This is a genomic window from Aliivibrio salmonicida LFI1238 (assembly GCF_000196495.1).
GTDB classification, from domain to species: domain Bacteria; phylum Pseudomonadota; class Gammaproteobacteria; order Enterobacterales; family Vibrionaceae; genus Aliivibrio; species Aliivibrio salmonicida.
Map to the genome: position 1 here is coordinate 2,304,171 of NC_011312.1, position 19,810 is coordinate 2,323,980.

Sequence of the window (19,810 nt, forward strand, 5' to 3'; positions counted from 1 at the left end):
CAGCACTGGATACTCTTTGAGAGTTTTTAAGATATTGTTAACGTATACAGAATTAAATTCCAAATAAAAACATAGAACCAACACTATCAACCATTAGATAACGCAATTAAATGACAAAAAATACAGAATATAACTACTTTTATAAATTTAGAACAAAAAAAAGGCAGGCTATATTAGCCTGCCTTTTATGTATTTTTAGATGAAATTAACTATCATCTTCTCTAAAATTACTTGGTAAATTCTTTTTCATTTCATTCCAGATAAGATTGCCTTCAATACCATACTGACGCATTCTCGGCATTACAGCATCTTTTCTTTCTTCTTCACAAATCTGTTTTAGGTCTCGATAAAACTGTAATGCTAATTCTCTTGCTTCATCGCTTGAGAAATAATAACTACCAACACGAGCATAAAGCTTTTTAAGACCATTAAAGATCAGTCCATATATTTGGTTGCCTGATTTAAATGCAATACCTTGAAATAACATATAATCATAATAATTAAAGGTTTTTGCAATTAACAACTCTTGGCGCTTTATTGGATCTTTTTCATTATCTTCTTTTATTTCAGCTTTAAGTTTTGTCCCAAATGGAGATTCTTCAATAAATTTATCCCAGCTTTCTGCTGCAATTAACTGCTCACAAGACTCAATTACTCGGTCTAATGTGCGAAGAGATCCTTCTTTATTGGTCTTAAATGCTTGTCTCATAAAGATACAACTAATATTAGTTCTTGCTGCCAATAAGTCTTCAACAATTGAAGTCGCATTATTTGCATCAACTAATGTCATTAATGTATCTAAAATATGAAGACCCGACGTCTCCATATAATCATTAACTTTTGTTGGTTTACCATGTTGAATCGTTAACCAACCATCACGAGAAAGGCGTTGTAATACTTCTCGAAGCGTTGTTCTTGTAACCCCGATTAATTCAGATAATTCACGTTCTGCTGGTAAGATTGAACCTGGAGGAAATCGACCATTCCAAATGCTTTCTATAATGTATTTTTCAGCAAATCCGGCAGGACTTTTAGCCTTAATAACCATACAAGTTTACGATCCATTTTTTATTAAAATAACTAAACTCATCATACCACCACTTAAACAAATTCTTAACTATTTCTTAATTTGAAACCGAATTAAGGCCTTAACCTTCTCACTTTTAAGCCTATATCTCCCTAGAAGAATCAAGTAGAAGATGACTTTTTTTTATACATTTCTTTAGTTTTCTTTATAAAACCGAGCAAAGGCACATTTTGTACATTATCCCCCCCTATAATATTGACTAATTAGCAATAAAGAGTAGAGTTCAGGCGTTTGGTATAAGGTTAAGATAATTATAGGTAGTTATTTGGCAAGGCAGTAATTTATTACTTGTTGCTTTACTAAATAGTTGTTTATCTTTACTAAAAACAATACGTTAGGCGATTATTATCAACTCCTTACTTAACCTTATTTTTATGGAATTAGAGTAACAATTGTAGAGAGCATCACATGTCTATTTCGCTAGGGAATGCATTTATCAAAAACTTTCTTGGTAAAGCCCCCGACTGGTATAAAATCGCAATAATTTCGTTTCTAATCATCAACCCGCTGGTTTTCTTTTTTGTTGACCCATTCGCTGCAGGTTGGTTGCTCGTTGTGGAATTCATTTTCACTCTTGCAATGGCTTTAAAATGCTACCCTCTTCAACCTGGTGGTTTGCTTGCTATTCAAGCAATCGCTATAGGTATGACAAGTGCCGAACAAGTAAAACATGAATTAGTAGCTAATATTGAAGTTCTCTTACTGCTTGTGTTTATGGTTGCTGGTATTTACTTTATGAAACAGTTGCTGCTGTTCATTTTTACAAAAATACTTATTGGCATAAAATCAAAAACAGCCTTATCAGTGGCTTTCTGTTTTACCGCGGCATTCTTATCTGCATTTCTTGATGCATTAACCGTTATTGCCGTTGTTATCAGTGTTGCTGTTGGCTTTTATGCTATTTACCATCGAGTCGCCTCAGGTCAAGGTGGTACACCTAGCCATGATCATACTTGTGATTCGAATGTAACGGATGAATTAAGTCGTGACGATTTAGAAAACTACCGAGCATTTTTACGTAGCCTATTAATGCATGCTGGTGTTGGTACTGCGCTTGGTGGCGTAATGACCATGGTGGGTGAACCGCAAAATTTAATTATTGCGGATCAAGCAAACTGGATGTTTGGTGAGTTCATCATCCGTATGTTACCAGTGACCGCCCCTGTATTTATTTGCGGTTTGTTAACGTGTGTTGTTGTAGAAAAATTAGGTATTTGTGGTTACGGTGCAAAACTTCCTGAAAATGTTCGTAATATTCTAGAAGAGTACGAATCAGAAGAACGTAAAAATCGTACGAATATCGACAACGCAAAATTGATTATTCAAAGCGTGATTGCCGTATGGTTAATTGTTGCCTTAGCAATGCACCTTGCAGCTGTTGGCCTCATTGGTTTATCTGTCATCATTCTTGCAACTGCTTTTACTGGTGTCATTGAAGAGCATGCTATGGGTAAGGCATTTGAAGAGGCATTGCCTTTCACTGCATTACTTGCGGTCTTTTTTGCCATTGTCGCAGTGATTATAGATCAAGAACTATTTAAACCAATTATAGATGCGGTATTAGCAGTTGAAGATAAGAGTTCTCAACTTGCCCTATTCTATGTGGCAAATGGTATTCTTTCGATGGTCTCTGACAACGTATTTGTTGGTACCGTTTATATTAATGAAGTTAAAACCGCATTACTTGATGGTGTTATTACACGAGACCAATTTGACTTATTAGCCGTTGCAATCAATACGGGTACTAACTTACCTTCTGTTGCCACACCAAACGGTCAAGCAGCCTTCTTGTTCTTATTAACTTCAGCACTCGCACCATTAATTCAATTATCTTATGGTCGTATGGTTTGGATGGCTCTGCCATATACCATCGTTTTGGCATTAGTTGGTTTATTTGGTATCTCGTTCTTACTTGAACCAATGACAACAATGTTCTACGATTTCGGTTGGATCACACACGGAACGATAGAAGCTGCAACTAATGCCGTTTCTAGTGGTCATTAATAATGGCATAGCCACTTTTGATTGACTAAAAGGCTCTGTTTATACGGAGCCTTTCTTTTTACTAAGGAATAATAATGCAAGCCCTTAACCATTTTTCACGCATTCGCCTCTCTTGGCTTATTTTGCTTATCTTCATTCTCTTTTTTGAAGCTTGTGCACTGACCTTCCAACACATCATAAAACTACCACCATGCGTCATGTGCATTTACGAACGAGTGGCCATGATGGGTATTGCTGGTGCTGCCATTATTGGACTCTTAAACCCTAATAACATTATTTTCAGATGGTGTGGTCTTATTGCTTGGGGGATAAGTGCTGGCTGGGGCTTAAAACTTGCTATGCAACATGTTGATTTTCAATTAAACCCTTCACCATTCTCAACGTGTGATTTATTTGTCACGTTCCCATCATGGGCACCATTAAATAAATGGGCACCTTGGATGTTTGAAGCTTATGGTGACTGCAGCAAAATCGTTTGGCAATTTCTAACACTTACCATGCCACAATGGTTAGTTATTATCTTTGCAGGTAATTTAGTTGCTCTCGCTATTATTGTTATCGCTCAGTTCTTCAATAAGAAAAGCGCATAATTAACTATTTATATTGCTAATAACAAAAAAGCCATCGGGTAATAATTACCAGATGGCTTTTTTATTTAAATCAGAAAATAGAAATCTACCTATTTACCACAGCATTTCTTGAACTTCTTACCGCTCTCACATGGACAAGTATCATTACGGCCCACATTTTTGTACGGATTCACTTTCTGTCCTTTATAGCCGATTTGATATTCATCCGCAGCCATTGCCACTTCTAAAATCATCATGTCTAACTGAGGAAGCATTTGAGTTAATGTTGGCGGTGTATCAATACCCGCTTCAGCCATTTGGCGGTGCGTTTCTTCTTCATCAACAGCCAGCATCATTGTCGTTAATAACGCGGACAGCATACGCATCGTACCATCAGCGACGTTAAGATCTGACCATAACTCTTCAACCATTGGCCATACTGTCATGAAGCCTTCTGCGAAATCAGTGACGGCATCTAAATCATCAAAATTAACTAATTCGGTAATTTCATATTCATTACGTTTAAGTAACGTATATTGGTGTTCAATGTGCTGAGAGATTTGTTTTTCCATTTCAAGTGCATTATCTGCACCAATAAGATCACCTAACCACGCTTCTGGTGCTAATGGCTTCGTTGCCATATTAGCGGCAAGCACTGCACCTTCAAGAAAAAGGCCAGAACAGTTCAAATCAACGCCATCTAACGCAATTAATTGATATTTCATTATTTATTCACTTCCGAAATTAAGTTTTCGGCGTAGTATAGCGCAAATAATTATTAGAGCCTAAGTGCCGTTATTATTAATTTTTTGCTGCTGAGAAATCTATGAAAAATAATCAAGGATTTACCTTAATTGAACTGATCGTTGTTATCGTTATTTTAGGTATTCTAGCGGTCACCGCTGCGCCTAAATTTTTGAACTTACAAGATGATGCACATGAATCGAGGGCGAATGGCGTGTTCTCAGCTTTCACTGCTGCTGTCAATATGTATCACGGCGCATGGGTTTTGCAAGGTGAACCGTCTGTAAGTTCTGGTGTCGGTGTTATTTTTTCAGACGAGACCATTTACCCATCAAAGGAAGGTTTTCCTTTAAAAACGGAACAAAACTCACCTGGGCAGATTACTGGTGAAGGCTGTGGTCAACTTTGGAATGCATTATTAAATCAAGATTTAACTATTGAAAAATATGCAGGTGATGGTTTTGTAAGCACTAGTGCTGATATCCAATATTGGTATGGGTCACCTATTTCAGGTAAACCACAAGCATGTATGTATTACTATACATCAGATATAACAAACAAAAGCCAACAAGGTTACCAACTAAATTACTTCCCCTCTACAGGGGAGACGATAACTAAAAGCTATAATAAAGGAACTAAGTGACATCTAGCCCCTTTCCCCCTACAATCCCACCTCCAATAAAAGAGGTGGGATATGCAAGTAATACTAGGCCCTATGGAGGGCGTACTCGATCACTTAATGCGTGAACTATTAACAGAAATTAACGACTATGATTTCTGTGTTACTGAGTTTGTGCGCATCGTTGATCAACTTTTACCTCCTCATGTATTCCACCGAATCTGTCCGGAATTACATAACGACAGTAAAACCAAATCAGGTACCCCTATTCGTCTACAATTATTAGGACAAGAACCTAATTGGATGGCAGAAAACGCGGCACGAGCAATTGATCTTGGTTCTGATGGTCTTGATTTAAACTTTGGTTGCCCAGCAAAAGCGGTAAACAAAAGTCGGGGCGGAGCTGCGCTTTTAAAAGATCCTGAATTAATTTATCAAATCGTTAAAGCGTGTCGTGAAGCAGTACCACAAGATAAAAAAGTCACTGCAAAAATTCGCTTAGGTTGGGAGAATCCCGAAGAATGTTTTGCTATTGCCGATGCGATAAAACAAGCTGGCGCAAACGAATTAACCATCCATGCGCGCACTAAAACTGATGGCTATCGTGCAGAAGAAATAAAATGGGATTACATCAACCAAGTTCGCCAAAAAATAGATATTCCTATTATCGCTAATGGTGAAATTTGGAACTATGCCGATGGACAACGTTGTATTGCCGCCACAGGAATTGATTCGTTAATGGTGTGCCGAGGCGCATTTAATATGCCAAACCTTGGGAACGTAGTGAAACACAATCACCCGAAAATGCCGTGGCCAGAAGTGATTGCATTATTAATTCATTATTCAAAATTACAAATGGCTGGTGATAAAGGCCAGTATTATGCAAACAGAGTAAAACAATGGCTAGTTTATCTTCGACAAGAATATACTGAAGCTAAAGATATTTTCATGGATATTCGAAGCCATAAAAAAGCGCCTTTAATTGTAGAGCGCTTAAATCAAGAATTAGAGAACGTTAGTTAATCGCTATTACTCATCGTGTTTATGCAAAGTAAACACGATTCTTTCCATCTTCTTTGGCTTTATACAACAAATCATCGGCTTTTTTAATAATGTGTTCAAATGAAAAGTCTTGATGAGAATCAATAATCGAAACCCCTCCAGACACAGTAAAACCACCGCTCACTATTTTACCTGATGAATCCTGAATTGATTTTCTCACTCGTTCACATACATTCTCAAGCGTTTCTCTTGAATCTGCATTAATGCAGATAACAAACTCTTCACCCCCAAAGCGAGAGACTATATCACTGTCTCTCACACTCTTAGTCAGCATTCTTGCTACATACTTAATCGCTTCATCTCCAACATCATGACCAAACACATCATTAATCTGCTTAAAGTCATCGATGTCATAAATAGCAAAACCAACAAACTTTTTAACCACACGATCTTGTAAGCTCATTTCAAACCCTCGACGGTTATACAACCCTGTCATTGGATCTTGCTTTGCTAAATCACGATAATAATTCTGTGACAATCGAGTTTGGTAATAAAACATAGATAGAAGCGCTAAGATATAAGTGACAAAAATTAAAATGAGACTTTTTGCATCATGAACAAAGAAACTTTTGATCTCTTCTTTTATTGAGCTTTTATAATACAGAAAATACGTAAAATTAGTGTCATTGAGAATAACTGGCTGCATAAATCGGTATTGTTCAAAGCGTTCATATTCATCGCTATCTAACAATTGAATATGCTGAGATATGTCATTACTAGAACGTAATAGTTTATCCACCGATAAATCAATAACCAGAACACCTTTAAATAAATCTTTATAATAAATAGGCGTTGAGAAAGTAAGAACCTCTAGCCCATCAAAAAAAGCATCAGTATAGGGAGGTGTAAATGTAATGTGCCTTTCATTATCATTTTTCATACTGTTCTTCCAGTATGGTCTAGTGTAAATCGTCTCTAAACTTTGTTTCGTTAGATTTTCTGCTATTTCTTTAGGGGCTGAAATGATGTAATTATATTTTGAAATAAAATAGATGCCATGAAGATAATTTTCGTAGTCATGAATGAAGGAAATTACAGGTGCCAAGGCGATTTTTTTAGACGCTATTTTATATAATTCTGAATTCTCGTCACATAAATCTTCACTGCCAGCAATACTATAATCTAAGCGACTTTCAGGCACCGAGATACCTTGGTTAACCATGACAGCATCAAGATCGTTACTGGGACGAATAACACAAAGTCCGGCCTTCTCATCCATCTCAAAATTATGATTATAAAATTCACCCGTTTCTTGTTTATACATTTGAGAGAGGTTGTAATCTAAAGAAATAATGACTTTTATTGTTCGTTGAAGTGAATCGATAATACGATCATATTCTCGATTCACTTGTCGTTGGACTGCACCAAGGTGATTATTTAAAACAAACCCCACGATCAACACAAAGAACAGTGTTGGGATTAGAAAGATGTGTTTTAAATTAGATTTGGGCATAAATGCTTCTATAACAAAAATTGAACCGAATATACTACCTATATTTTTGTGCAAAATCTCTCAAATACATAAATCCTAACACATTTATGACAATCAAATAATATAAGCATTAAGCTATTTTCATTCACTAACCCATTGAGTTAATGAGGATATTCCGTCTTTTTCAAGTTGATTATTATGTACCATTTCTTCTATTTTGGCGGGTTTATATTTGTCTGAATTATAAACGACAACAATGCTTTTATCCCCACTCTGTAAGAAATTAGACTCCCCAAACGGGGTATATCGGGTTGCACCAATGCTGATAATAGTTTGCTTTGGGAACTCTGCATTCGACAAATGCAATGAAATATCTTCCGCAGGGCCTTCATCTTTTTGATGGTTCATTCGATCAATGATCCACGAACTTAGTTGTTCATGAAAATAACTATAGTCAATAACTGCGCTATCTTCACCATAACGATTAATTTTCCCATCTCGCACATGAAAACTGGCAATGCGATACGCATCCAATTCACATCCTTTAGAGAAAGAAGACAGCTCTATAAAATCTTGAGAAATCCCCTTAGAGTGATTTCCCCAATTTTTCTTTTCACTGATTTTTTTTGCATTCGGCTTGCGAATAGAGCAATCATTATAAGCTGCAAATTTCACAGGTATTAACTGAGCTACCTTTCCATTTTCATACTCAATATCAAACACGATGGCAACTTCAGGCTCTATTTGTAAATTATCAGCATCATTCGGTGGAATAATCGTATCTGAAGACAACGGATATTGAGATAAAAATCCCGCCTTCTCTGAAGGGATGTAAAATGGAAACAACGCTTTCGGCTGAATTGAGTTTTCAACTTTAACGCTCAAAAAATCAGAAGCTTCACCGGCCTGCTCTAAATGACCGGCAAAATTACCTGCAACACCAAAACCAACAACATGCTTAAATGTCATACTTACTTCTTATATTAATCGCTTAGAAATGAGAAGTAAGATTAACTGATTATATTTTCAAGTTCGATGATACTGATCTAACTCTACGATTTCTTTGCGCTTTTTCGTCGTTTAAATTGCGGTTTTGTCGGACTTTTTAATGATCTCAGCGAATCAGGAACCGGACCTTGTTGTACCCCTTGCATAAAGTTAGTCACTTTTGTTTCCAGAGACTGCATAAATGGACGATAAGAATACGTTTTCTCTGTCATGCCTTGTAACTGGAACTCCCAATGAGCCGTCATATCAGGATAAGTTGCTTCTCTAGGCAATGCGTGAATTAAGCCTTTTCCCGCGTCACTCGCATTAATATTTTTTCCATTACGAATCAATAATTGACGTTTAAAAAGAGTATCTAGAATACCGGCACGAGTCGCTTCTGTTCCTAGACCATCGGTATCCCTTAATACTTTCTTCAACTCTTTATCTTCAACAAAGCGTGCTATCCCTGTCATTGCTTGTAATAAGGTGGCTTCGGTAAAGTATTTTGGCGGCTCTGTCATTTTGTGTTTAATCTCTCCCTCACGACACGTATGTACTTCCCCTTTTTTTAATGGAGGTACTTTATTCGCTACATCATCGTCAGCATTTTGGGTGTGTGTTTTACCTAATAATATACGCCACCCTGCAAAAAGCATTTGTTTTCCTTTTGCAGAAAATACACCACCCGCAATATCAAAAATAAGTTCTGCTTCCGCATAAATAGCGGCCGGATAAAATTGCATTAAATACTGACGTGCAATAAGGTGATACACCTTTTCTTCATAGCCAGATAACCCTGCAGCCCCACTGGATTTAGGGGTTGGAATAATCGCATGGTGAGCATCTACTTTACTGTCGTTCCAAGCCCGAGAACGCAAATTTACATCGGCATTATTCACGGCATTAGATAACTGCTTGTCATTATTCCCGATCGCAGCACACACTTGTTCACGCTGTTTATAGTGATCTTTGGGTAAATAACGGCTGTCCGAACGCGGGTACGTAATTAATTTATGCTTTTCATAAAGCGCCTGACAAGAATCCAGTACTTGCTGAGCACTTAAGTTATATCGTTTTGATGCATCAATTTGCAATGCAGATAATGAATACGGCAAAGGCGCATTCTGCTTCGTTTCTTTATTTTCAGCTTTAGTCACTGTGGCAGGTTGATTCGCAATTCGTTGGGCAACATTTTCGACTAATTTGAGATTAAGAACTCGCCCATCTTCATCTTGCCATTGCTGACATGCCTCGCTTGGTTTCCATTTAGCACGAATATCAAAGGGTAATCCACCATTGAGGTTTGGATTATGGTAAGGGATAAGCGCGTCCAACGTAAAATACGCGTTAGGAATAAAATGTGCGATCTCTTCATCTCGACGGGTCACAAGTCCCAAAACGGGTGTTTGTACTCGGCCTACTGATAAAACACCTTGATATCCACCTCGTTGCCCTAGCAAAGTATAAGCTCGAGTCATGTTCATGCCATATAGCCAATCAGCACGAGAACGAGCTAATGCAGAGATAGAAAGAGGAATAAATTCTTGATTACTTCTCATAGCAGATAAGGCACGTTTTACCGCGGGTAAGTTCAAATCACTAATAAGCAAACGTTGAGTCGCCGCTTTTTTTGTCTTCGATAACTTTAAGTAATCAAGGACTTCATCAACTAATAACTGACCTTCTCGATCGGGATCTCCCGCGTGAATAACTTGAGAGGCCGTTTTAAGTAATTTTCGAATCACCGTCAATTGCTTACTCGATGACTTTCTAGGTCGAAGTTGCCACTGTTCAGGCACAATTGGCAGATGCTCCATACGCCAAGATTTATACTTGTCGTCATAAGCATCTGGCTCTACTTGTTCTAATAAGTGACCGATACACCAAGTCACAATGTCACCATTACCACATTCAATATAGCCTTGGTGATTTTTTTGTGGCTTGGCTAAGCCAGCTGCAATCGCTCGCCCTAAACTTGGTTTTTCTGCAATAAATAATCGTGACATAAAAAAGTGCTGATGTTGTGAATAACATCAGCACTATACCTGTACGAATAGACAGTTATCAAGTTTTCTAGTCAATCTAATCGCTATTATAAATTTGCAGCCAACTCAACACCTTGACGAATAGCTCGTTTAGCGTCTAGCTCACCGGCATGCTCTGCACCACCAATAACATGATGTGTAATGTTTGCTTTAATTAATGTATCAACCAATTCGTTGACCGAAACTTGCCCTGCACACATTAATACTTGGTCAACGTCTAATAATTTCACTTCATCATTATGTCGAATATATAAACCTTCATCATTCACTTTCAGATATTCAACGCCCGCCAACATATTCACACCCCGTTTCTCTAACGTGCGTTTGTGAATCCAACCTGTCGTTTTCCCTGGCCCTTTACCAACACTGCCACTACGACGTTGCATCAACCAGACTTCACGCGTTGTTTTATCCGTTTGTTGAGGTTTAAGTCCGCCTTCAAATTCAATGTTTTTATCAATATTCCACTCTTGCAACCAACTGTCTAGCGTCTGATTTTCAGGCTCGGTAATCATCGTTGCGACATCAATACCAATACCACCAGCGCCAATTACGGCAACTTTCTGTCCCAAGTGTGGCTTAGTTTTAATGTAAGTTTGGTAATCGATGACTTTAGGGTGATCACTTCCTTCAAGAGTCGGCGCTCTAGGTTTAACCCCTGTCGCCACCACGACATCATCAAATTTACTCAACTCTTCCATCGTAACGGTATGATTCAATTTTAATGTAATATTTTCATGGCTTACCTTGTTCGAGAAATAACGAATTGTTTCTTTAAACTCTTCTTTGCCAGGGATTTCCATTGCTAAGTTAAACTGCCCACCAATACGGTCATTTCGTTCAAATAATGTCACGTTATAACCACGTTCAGCCGCTGAAGTGGCACAAGATAGCCCTGCCATGCCAGCCCCAATAATGGCAATATTTCTTTTTGAGGTAATGGGATCTAACACTAATTCCGTTTCATAGCAGGCTTGGGGATTCACTAAGCACGTGGCTCGTTTTGCTTTAAACACATGGTCCAAACATGCCTGATTACAGCCAATGCACGTATTAATTAAGTCGGCCTTATCTTGTTCTGCTTTATTGACGAACTCTGCATCAGCCAGAAATGGACGCGCCATAGAAACCATGTCGGCTTGACCTGAAGCCAATATATTTTCGGCTACTTCCGGTGTGTTAATTCGATTGCAGGTGATCAACGGAATAGATACTTTATTTTTTAGTTTTTCAGTCACCCAACTAAACGCCGCTCTTGGCACTTGTGTCGATATCGTTGGTATTCGAGTTTCATGCCACCCAATACCAGTATTTAAAATAGTCACGCCCGCTTTTTCTAAGGCTTGAGCTAACTCAACAACCTCTTCAAATGTGCTGCCTTGCTCTACCAAATCAAGCATTGATAAACGGAAAATAATAATAAAATCCGCTCCTACTTTTTCTCGTATCGCTTTAATTATTTCTAAGGGGAAACGCATTCTATTGTGATAATTTCCGCCCCAGTCGTCATAACGCATATTTGTACGAGCACAGATAAATTGATTAATGAGATAGCCTTCAGATCCCATCACTTCAATACCATCATAATTGGCTTGTTTAGCGTAATGGGCACTGTTTGCAAAATCACCTATCGTCTTATGAATTTGGCGCTCACTCATTTGAGAGGGCGTAAACATACCAATTGGAGAGCGTATATCTGAAGCACTTAACGCGAGGGGATGCATTGCATAACGCCCAGCATGAAGTAATTGCAGAGCAATTTTCCCACCGTTGTCATGTACAGCAGATGTGAGTGCTTTATGTTTTTCTGCTGCTCTAGCAGAACTAAATTGGGCGCTAAATGGGGTTAATCTACCTCTAAAGTTTGGTGCAAACCCACCAGTAACAATCAAACCAACGCCCCCTTTCGCTCGTGCTGCATAAAAAGAGGATAGTTTTTTAAAGCCATCGTTACTTTCTTCTAAACCCGTATGCATCGAGCCCATTAATACTCGATTTTTTAATTGGGTAAAACCCAAGTCTAATGGTTGAAATAGGTGTGGGTACGTCATGGCAATCCATCGCTTATTGTTATTGTGGTCAGACCAGAATAGTAATTATTTACTGGACACACAATGATGAATTTACAAATATGCAACATCCATCATTATTTTCATGCTTCTCATTTATTTTACGTTGCAAATCAGTAAATCACTTTGATTCTCATTCACGCCTATAGTTACTTTCTACTTAAGTTAGAGTAGGATAAAAGCATAATGAAATAAATAATAAGGACATATATGAAAGGGTTATTCCACTTCATAAGTAAATGTTTTCAGGCGATATGGAAGTTACTTTCCTTTACTCGTCAGCTAGTACTTAATTTGTTTTTCTTGGCTTTTATCGGTGTCATTGCTTTTACTTTTTTAAGCACCGATGATATTCAACAAGATCAAACCGTTGAGAAAAAAGCACTCATTCTGGATCTCTCTGGCCCAATTGTTGAAGAAAGTAAATTCAGAGAGCCACTAGAACGCGTTACGGCCGATTTACTCGGTAGCCAACGATCACAAGAAAACGTCTTATTCGATATCGTAGATACAATTCGCTATGCCGCTAAAGATGATAATGTGTCAGGTTTAGTTCTTCATTTAAAAGAAATGAATGAAACAAGTCTAACTAAATTGCGTTATATCGCAAAAGCCATCAATACATTTAAAGCGTCTGGTAAACCCGTCTATGCCATCGGTGATTATTACAACCAAAGCCAATACTATTTAGCAAGTTACGCTGACAAAATTTTTATGGCTCCTGACGGCGCAGTCTTATTACGTGGCTACGGAGCTTACACTCTGTACTACAAAGATTTATTAGAAAAACTCAATGTATCGACACACGTTTTTCGCGTAGGTACTTATAAATCAGCCGTAGAACCTTACTTACGTAATGACATGTCTGATGCTGCTAAAGCATCCACGTCAGCATGGCTAACTCAGCTTTGGGATGCGTATTTAGGTGATGTCTCAACCAATCGCCAAATTGACGCAAAAACATTAACGATGCCAATGGATCAGTTTATTGCAAAATTGACGGCATTAAATGGTGATTTATCACAAATGACGGTGGAACTTGGTTTAGTTGACAAGCTCGCTACTCGTCAAGAAGTTCGTAAAGACCTTATTACTGAATTTGGGTCAAATGGTTATGATAGCTTTAAACAAATAAGCTATTACGATTATCTCCCTCAAGTTCACCCTTCGATTATCCCTGATGCAAAAGACATTGCTGTTGTTGTCGCTAGTGGCGCAATTATGGATGGAACTCAACGTCAAGGTACTGTCGGAGGCGATTCAACTGCCGCATTATTACGCCAAGCTCGTGATGATGATAATGTGAAAGCTGTCGTTTTGAGAGTAGATAGCCCAGGAGGCAGTGCTTTTGCTTCTGAAATTATTCGTAACGAAGTTGATGCTCTACAAGAAGCAGGTAAGCCTGTTGTTATTTCTATGTCGAGTGTCGCTGCCTCTGGTGGTTATTGGATCTCCGCAAGTGCTGATAAGATCATTGCTCAACCAACAACGATTACTGGCTCTATTGGTATTTTTGGTATTTTAACCACTTTTGAAAAAGGGTTAGAAAAAATGGGTATCCACAGCGATGGCATTTCGACATCACCTTTCAATGGCATTGGCCTTACTCGCCCGCTTGATAAAGACGTTGCTCAAGTCATGCAATTAGGTATTGAACATGGTTATTACCGATTCATTAAATTAGTCAGTGATCATCGTGATATGTCTTTAGATGCCGTTGATAATGTCGCTCAAGGTCGAGTATGGACAGGGAAAGATGCCCTTGAACATGGTTTGATTGACCAGCTAGGGGATTTTGATGATGCTGTTCAAGCTGCGGCTGAGCTCGCCAATATGGACGCATATAATCTGTTTTGGGTAAAAGAACCATTAACACCGATGGAACAATTTCTTGAAGAGTTAAGCATGAGCTTAAATGTCAGTGTAAAAGCTGAATTATTTTCATTAGCGCCTGAAGCATTGCAACCAGCCATAAGCAAAGTTGCAACAGATATCAACATGTTAAATAACTTTAATGACCCAAAAGGACAATATCTGTTCTGCCTCAATTGCAGTAATCTGTAAAAGCATGACGAGCCCGACACATGTCGGGCTTTCTTTATGCAGAATGACCAGTATAATCCCACCACCTCCCATAACTCTGTACCGTTGTTATTATGGAAAGAAAACACATTTATATCGCCTACACAGGCGGCACAATCGGCATGTTAAAATCTGATGATCATGGCTATGTCCCTGCATCAGGCTTTATGCAACATCAATTAAAGCAAATGCCAGAGTTTCACCGTGCTGAAATGCCAATTTTCACCATTCACGAATATGAGCCATTAATCGATTCATCTGACATGACTCCAGAAGACTGGCAGCGTATTGCAGATGATATTCGTGCTAACTACGATAAATACGACGGATTTGTAATTCTTCATGGTACGGATACCATGGCCTACACAGCATCTGCACTTTCATTTATGCTAGAGAACCTCGGTAAACCAGTTATTGTTACCGGTTCACAGATCCCTCTTGCAGAACTTCGCTCTGATGGCCAAAGTAACTTATTAAATGCACTGCACATTGCCGCAAATTATCCAATTAACGAAGTGACGTTATTTTTCAATAACAAACTTATTCGCGGTAACCGCAGTACAAAATCTCATGCCGATGGCTTTAACGCATTCAGTTCACCAAATTTACCTCCATTATTGGAAGCTGGTATTAATATCCAAATCAACGGTGTTGAAATTAATAAGCAACCTGAAGGTGAATTTACGGTTAACAACATTACACCACAGCCCATTGGTGTCGTTACCATGTATCCAGGCATCTCTGCGGAAGTGATTAAAAATACATTACGTCAACCTGTAAATGCAATGATATTACTGACTTTTGGTGTTGGTAATGCTCCTCAAAATCCTGAGCTTTTGGCACAATTAAAAGAGGCTTCTGAGCGCGGCGTTGTCGTCATCAATTTAACTCAGTGCTTATCGGGAAAAGTAAACATGGGTGGCTATGCTACGGGTTGTGCTCTTGCTGAAGCTGGCGTGATCAGCGGCTACGATATGACACCAGAAGCAGCTCTTGCTAAATTACATTACTTATTAAGCAAAAACCTGCCTTATGAAACCATGCGTACGATGATGCAGCAAAATCTACGTGGTGAGTTAACTTACTAACTACAGATGTCTTTAAATAATAAAAAGGCTTCCCTGATCACTCATGGGAAGCCTTTTTTAATTCTAAAAACCGAAATATATATTATCTTTTTTCGTTAAGGATAATACGTAATGTACGGCGAAGTGGCTCTGCGGCACCCCACAATAATTGATCACCAACGGTAAATGCATTTAGGAAATCATTGCCCATAGACATCTTACGTAAACGGCCAACAGGAACCGATAACGTACCCGTTACTTTTGCAGGCGTCAGTTCTTGTGCCGTAATATCACGATCATTCGGGATCACTTTAACCCAATCATTATGCGTAGCGATGATCTCTTCAATCTCATCCATCGGCACATCTTGTTTCAGTTTAATTGTCAGTGCTTGTGAGTGACAACGCATTGCTCCGATACGTACACACGTACCATCAATCGCAATTGGAGAATCTTGTAGACCTAGGATCTTGTTGGTTTCAACGGTCGCTTTCCACTCTTCTTTACTTTGACCGTTCTCACGCTTTACATCAATCCAAGGGATCAATGAACCCGCTAATGGCGCACCGAATTCAGAAGTAGGAAATGAATCTGAGCGTAACGTTTCTGCGACTTTTTTATCAATATCCAAAATTGAACTTGAAGGGTTCGCTAATTCAGACGTTACACTGTCATTGATAACACCCATTTGAGAAATAAGCTCACGCATATTTTTAGCACCGGCGCCAGACGCCGCTTGGTACGTCATTGCGCTCACCCACTCAACAAGCCCTGCTTTATAAAGACCACCCAGTCCCATAAGCATTAAACTTACTGTACAGTTACCACCTACATACGTAGTAGTACCAGAATGAATACCTTGTTGAATTTGATCGAAATTAACAGGATCTAAACTAATAATCGCATCGTCTTTCATACGTAATGTTGATGCGGCATCAATCCAATACCCTTTCCAACCTGCTTTACGTAACGCAGGATAGACTTTCTCTGTATAACTGCCACCCTGACAAGTAATAATTGCATCAAGTTTAGACAATGATTCTATATCAAACGCATCTTGCAATAGACTTTCGCCCTTGCCTAAATTAGGCGCAGGAATACCAACTTGTGACGTGGTATAAAATACAGGTTCAATAAGATCAAAATCTCTCTCTTCAACCATACGTTGCATTAATACCGAACCTACCATGCCACGCCAGCCAACTAAACCTACTCTCATTGTACTCTCCCTGTATTTAAAAAATAATTTTCTCTGTCCCATCTATATGATGAACAGAGAAAGATCTCAAGCACTATTTGGCTAAGAATTATGTTTTTTATACCCATCAATAAAAGAAAAACAGACAACTAAAGAATTTCATTTGTGCAATTTATCATCACTTAATTTATTTACCTCATCAATTATGATTTTATCCCCATAGATTTCTAAGGCTTTTATACATTAGAAGCAAATTTCAGATTTAACCTACGAAAAATAAATAAGTAACAAAATACATACTTAATTACACTTCATTAAATCAATAATTAAACTAAAAAATCGAACGATTAATTTAAATATAACCAATTAAATGATATTTAAATCTAGTAATACCCACATTCTTTAAAAGAAAATAAAACCAAACCAACACAAGAGAAACCAAGATGAAACATATTAAAACGTCAAATTAACACTTTCACAACCAAGAAGAGCGTGAATTAACAAGACTAGAGATGATAATCACAATTCAATCATACTTAATCGATCTCTTCTTGATCATCAGGTACAGTTAGCCCCGTTTAGGAAACACAATCCCTTATCGTATGAATTTTATTCATGCATACAAAAAAGAGGCTTTATACATGAAGCAAGCAACGACAAAATTACCTTCGCTAACGCAGGTAATTATTTCTTTAGGGCTATTTCTACTTCTTGCCTTTTCATTCACGGCACAACTTGACCTACCAATTCAACTAGCACTTTACATAGGCTGGTTCATTATAATTACGTTAGGTATTAAGTTAGGCCATGATTATAAATCTTTAGAAAAAGCAGCTCTAAATGGAATATCTAATGGACTAGGAGCGGTGTTAATTCTCTTGGCTGTAGGTGCCTTAGTTGGTACTTGGATCTCTGGTGGTATTGTTCCTACAATTATTTACTATGGTTTAAAAGCCATTCACCCATCAATCTTTCTACTTGCCACAATGATCATCTGTTCATTAACAGCACTTGCAACGGGAACCTCTTGGGGTGCCGCGGGTACTGCGGGTATTGCAATGATGGGGATTGGTCAAGGACTTGCCAATTACTGCCGGTGCTATCCTTTCTGGTTGTTACTTCGGTGATAAAATGTCACCACTGTCTGATTCAGTAATTCTTGCTTCTTCTATGTCTGGTGTTGAAGTCGTAGAACATATTAAAGGCATGCTTCCTGTTGCCCTTATCAGCTACATTATTACTGGTATTATGTTTACTGCCTTTGGTTTCCATTTCGCAGGCAACGTTGATATGAGCCAAGTGGATTCAGTTATCTTAGCAATGGAAGAACAATTCGTTATTACCCCATTTTCATTCGTTCCTGTTGTTATTGTTCTTGGCCTATTAGCAATGCGTATGCCTTCTTTCCCTGTGATCAGCTTTGGCTCATTACTAGGAATTATCTGGGCTGTAATGGTTCAAGACATCAACTTCTTAACCGCATTTAATACAGCGTGGGCTCCATATTCAATTGAATCAGGGGTTGGTTTTATCGATTCAATTCTAAATCGTGGTGGCATGTCTTCAATGCTAGGTTCGGTAGCGGTCATTATCTTTGGTTTAGGCTTTGGTGGTCTACTGGATAAAGTGGGTGTACTAGAAACGGTCGCTAAACTATTCGAAAAACGCGTGCAAGGTCCTGGCTCACTTGCGACAAGTACTATTGCGACAGCCTTCTTTGGTAACATCTTCGGCTCAGCAATGTATGTATCACTGATCCTTACCCCAAAGATTTGTGCGAAAAACTACGACCGCTTAGGTTACAAGCGTAAAAACTTATCTCGTAACGCAGAATTTGGTGGTACGTTAACGTCAGGTATGGTGCCATGGAGTGATAACGGTATCTACATGGCGAGTATTTTAGGCGTAGCGACACTGTCTTACGCACCATTCATGTGGTTAAGCTTTGTTTGTATTATCGTGACTATTGTTACGTCTTACATGGGCTGGTTTGTTGATAAATGTGACCCAATTATTACCACAGAAGAAACAGAGTAAGCGTGCGGGGAACTACACCTAACAAATAAAATTCATTATGCGTATCTTACGATCTTTCATTTAACGAGAACGTAATTATGCAAAAAGATAAAAAGAGAACACCAGAGCAATGGCACGCTCTATTTGAATCTCAGCAATCTAGCAAGCTTAGTGCCGCTGAATTTTGTCGTAACCATAATATTCTGCCAAAGACATTTAGTGCACGTAAAGCACGATGGAAACAAAAGATTAACGCTTCTACTTTCTTGAAAGTAGAAGCGTTAACATCAACTATCATCGCCACTCCACAATTACCAGATATTCAACTTTCTATCGGAAAATTGCGATTAACATTGCCAGCTAATACTGAACCTCACTGGATAGGACTCTTATTAAAAGGGTATCAATCATGAATGTATTTACTGATGTTTCCACCATTTATCTTCATCGTGATTTTGTCGATTTTCGCAAGGCCATTAATGGCCTTGTCGTGATTGTTGAGCAAGAAATGCAACTATCACCGTTTAGTGATGCTCTATTTATATTTTGCAATAAGCCTCGTGATAAACTCAAAATATTGTATTGGGATAAAACAGGATTCGCTTTATGGTACAAGCGATTAGATGAAGACCGCTTCAAATGGCCACGAAATATAAATAACGATACGTTAGCATTATCAGAGCAGCAACTGACACTGCTATTACAAGGTTTTGATATCTTAGGACATCAACCAGTACATTATCAAACAACCCTTTAAATAGTTGATTCTCAGTCAAGAATAGGAGGCAACCGATTGATTACCTGTATTATCGTTATATAGTCATCT

Annotated in this window: 15 protein-coding genes and 1 pseudogene; 9 read left to right on the forward strand and 7 right to left on the reverse strand. The window is 38.4% G+C overall.

Going from position 1 to position 19,810, the window contains the following annotated elements; genetic code table 11:
- Positions 1 to 205 precede the first annotated feature (205 nt).
- Complete coding sequence (gene fadR / locus VSAL_RS11280; RefSeq protein WP_012550673.1) at positions 206 to 1,048, reverse strand: fatty acid metabolism transcriptional regulator FadR; 843 nt, start codon at positions 1,046 to 1,048, stop codon at positions 206 to 208.
- Between the two features lie 447 nt (positions 1,049 to 1,495).
- Between fadR and nhaB the strand changes: the two genes are divergently transcribed.
- The gene (gene nhaB, locus VSAL_RS11285; protein ID WP_012550674.1) at positions 1,496 to 3,091 is read left to right on the forward strand and encodes a Na(+)/H(+) antiporter NhaB; all 1,596 of its coding nucleotides are present in this window, start codon (positions 1,496 to 1,498) and stop codon (positions 3,089 to 3,091) included.
- A 74-nt stretch (positions 3,092 to 3,165) separates the two neighbouring features.
- The gene (gene dsbB, locus VSAL_RS11290) at positions 3,166 to 3,681 is read left to right on the forward strand and encodes a disulfide bond formation protein DsbB (RefSeq protein ID WP_012550675.1); all 516 of its coding nucleotides are present in this window, start codon (positions 3,166 to 3,168) and stop codon (positions 3,679 to 3,681) included.
- Positions 3,682 to 3,770: 89 nt separating this feature from the next.
- Here the strand turns inward: dsbB and VSAL_RS11295 are convergent, their stop codons facing one another.
- The gene (locus VSAL_RS11295) at positions 3,771 to 4,385 is read right to left on the reverse strand and encodes an SEC-C metal-binding domain-containing protein (protein ID WP_012550676.1); all 615 of its coding nucleotides are present in this window, start codon (positions 4,383 to 4,385) and stop codon (positions 3,771 to 3,773) included.
- A 101-nt stretch (positions 4,386 to 4,486) separates the two neighbouring features.
- On the opposite strand from VSAL_RS11295, the gene VSAL_RS11300 reads away from it, so the two are divergent.
- Together VSAL_RS11300 and dusC are read left to right on the forward strand one after the other, a co-directional pair.
- Positions 4,487 to 5,047 (forward strand): type II secretion system protein, encoded by a 561-nt coding sequence (locus tag VSAL_RS11300; RefSeq protein ID WP_012550677.1) that lies wholly within the window; start codon positions 4,487 to 4,489, stop codon positions 5,045 to 5,047.
- A 51-nt stretch (positions 5,048 to 5,098) separates the two neighbouring features.
- On the forward strand, positions 5,099 to 6,046 hold the full coding sequence (gene dusC / locus VSAL_RS11305; protein WP_012550678.1) for a tRNA dihydrouridine(16) synthase DusC: 948 nt from the start codon (positions 5,099 to 5,101) through the stop codon (positions 6,044 to 6,046).
- A gap of 19 nt (positions 6,047 to 6,065) precedes the next feature.
- On the opposite strand, the gene VSAL_RS11310 is transcribed toward dusC, so the two are convergent.
- The 4 genes from VSAL_RS11310 to VSAL_RS11325 form a co-directional block, all read right to left on the reverse strand.
- Entirely contained in the window at positions 6,066 to 7,538 is a 1,473-nt protein-coding gene (locus tag VSAL_RS11310; protein ID WP_012550679.1) for a sensor domain-containing diguanylate cyclase, read from the reverse strand.
- 120 nt (positions 7,539 to 7,658) lie between these two features.
- Positions 7,659 to 8,486 carry a DUF5718 family protein gene (locus VSAL_RS11315; RefSeq protein WP_012550680.1) on the reverse strand — a complete coding sequence of 276 codons (828 nt, stop codon included), beginning with the start codon at positions 8,484 to 8,486 and terminating at the stop codon, positions 7,659 to 7,661.
- A gap of 83 nt (positions 8,487 to 8,569) precedes the next feature.
- Positions 8,570 to 10,513 carry a DNA topoisomerase III gene (locus tag VSAL_RS11320; protein ID WP_012550681.1) on the reverse strand — a complete coding sequence of 648 codons (1,944 nt, stop codon included), beginning with the start codon at positions 10,511 to 10,513 and terminating at the stop codon, positions 8,570 to 8,572.
- Positions 10,514 to 10,599: 86 nt separating this feature from the next.
- Positions 10,600 to 12,603 (reverse strand): NADPH-dependent 2,4-dienoyl-CoA reductase, encoded by a 2,004-nt coding sequence (locus VSAL_RS11325; RefSeq protein ID WP_012550682.1) that lies wholly within the window; start codon positions 12,601 to 12,603, stop codon positions 10,600 to 10,602.
- Between the two features lie 228 nt (positions 12,604 to 12,831).
- Here VSAL_RS11325 and sppA point away from each other — a divergent pair, with 228 nt between their 5' ends.
- Entirely contained in the window at positions 12,832 to 14,685 is a 1,854-nt protein-coding gene (gene sppA / locus VSAL_RS11330; protein ID WP_012550683.1) for a signal peptide peptidase SppA, read from the forward strand.
- A gap of 92 nt (positions 14,686 to 14,777) precedes the next feature.
- On the forward strand, positions 14,778 to 15,791 hold the full coding sequence (gene ansA / locus VSAL_RS11335; protein WP_012550684.1) for an asparaginase: 1,014 nt from the start codon (positions 14,778 to 14,780) through the stop codon (positions 15,789 to 15,791).
- Between the two features lie 82 nt (positions 15,792 to 15,873).
- On the opposite strand, the gene asd is transcribed toward ansA, so the two are convergent.
- Positions 15,874 to 16,989, reverse strand: a complete 1,116-nt coding sequence (gene asd, locus VSAL_RS11340; protein WP_012550685.1) for an aspartate-semialdehyde dehydrogenase — start codon at positions 16,987 to 16,989, stop codon at positions 15,874 to 15,876.
- Between the two features lie 620 nt (positions 16,990 to 17,609).
- Here asd and nhaC point away from each other — a divergent pair.
- From nhaC to tnpB, 3 genes and pseudogenes are all read left to right on the forward strand, one after another.
- Positions 17,610 to 19,005: pseudogene (gene nhaC / locus VSAL_RS11345) on the forward strand (Na+/H+ antiporter NhaC).
- 77 nt (positions 19,006 to 19,082) lie between these two features.
- Entirely contained in the window at positions 19,083 to 19,397 is a 315-nt protein-coding gene (gene tnpA / locus VSAL_RS11350) for an IS66 family insertion sequence element accessory protein TnpA (RefSeq protein ID WP_012548925.1), read from the forward strand.
- Complete coding sequence (gene tnpB / locus VSAL_RS11355) at positions 19,394 to 19,741, forward strand: IS66 family insertion sequence element accessory protein TnpB (protein WP_012548924.1); 348 nt, start codon at positions 19,394 to 19,396, stop codon at positions 19,739 to 19,741. The genes tnpA and tnpB overlap by 4 nt, the downstream gene beginning before the upstream one ends.
- The last annotated feature ends 69 nt before the right edge of the window (positions 19,742 to 19,810 follow it).

What these genes read in the sequence shown, in the direction of transcription:
- fadR (WP_012550673.1), bottom strand. Translation starts at nt 1,048, where the DNA reads ATGGTTATTAAGGCTAAAAGTCCTGCCGGATTTGCTGAAAAATACATT.
- nhaB (WP_012550674.1), top strand. Translation starts at nt 1,496, where the DNA reads ATGTCTATTTCGCTAGGGAATGCATTTATCAAAAACTTTCTTGGTAAA.
- dsbB (WP_012550675.1), top strand. Translation starts at nt 3,166, where the DNA reads ATGCAAGCCCTTAACCATTTTTCACGCATTCGCCTCTCTTGGCTTATT.
- VSAL_RS11295 (WP_012550676.1), bottom strand. Translation starts at nt 4,385, where the DNA reads ATGAAATATCAATTAATTGCGTTAGATGGCGTTGATTTGAACTGTTCT.
- VSAL_RS11300 (WP_012550677.1), top strand. Translation starts at nt 4,487, where the DNA reads ATGAAAAATAATCAAGGATTTACCTTAATTGAACTGATCGTTGTTATC.
- dusC (WP_012550678.1), top strand. Translation starts at nt 5,099, where the DNA reads ATGCAAGTAATACTAGGCCCTATGGAGGGCGTACTCGATCACTTAATG.
- VSAL_RS11310 (WP_012550679.1), bottom strand. Translation starts at nt 7,538, where the DNA reads ATGCCCAAATCTAATTTAAAACACATCTTTCTAATCCCAACACTGTTC.
- VSAL_RS11315 (WP_012550680.1), bottom strand. Translation starts at nt 8,486, where the DNA reads ATGACATTTAAGCATGTTGTTGGTTTTGGTGTTGCAGGTAATTTTGCC.
- VSAL_RS11320 (WP_012550681.1), bottom strand. Translation starts at nt 10,513, where the DNA reads ATGTCACGATTATTTATTGCAGAAAAACCAAGTTTAGGGCGAGCGATT.
- VSAL_RS11325 (WP_012550682.1), bottom strand. Translation starts at nt 12,603, where the DNA reads ATGACGTACCCACACCTATTTCAACCATTAGACTTGGGTTTTACCCAA.
- sppA (WP_012550683.1), top strand. Translation starts at nt 12,832, where the DNA reads ATGAAAGGGTTATTCCACTTCATAAGTAAATGTTTTCAGGCGATATGG.
- ansA (WP_012550684.1), top strand. Translation starts at nt 14,778, where the DNA reads ATGGAAAGAAAACACATTTATATCGCCTACACAGGCGGCACAATCGGC.
- asd (WP_012550685.1), bottom strand. Translation starts at nt 16,989, where the DNA reads ATGAGAGTAGGTTTAGTTGGCTGGCGTGGCATGGTAGGTTCGGTATTA.
- tnpA (WP_012548925.1), top strand. Translation starts at nt 19,083, where the DNA reads ATGCAAAAAGATAAAAAGAGAACACCAGAGCAATGGCACGCTCTATTT.
- tnpB (WP_012548924.1), top strand. Translation starts at nt 19,394, where the DNA reads ATGAATGTATTTACTGATGTTTCCACCATTTATCTTCATCGTGATTTT.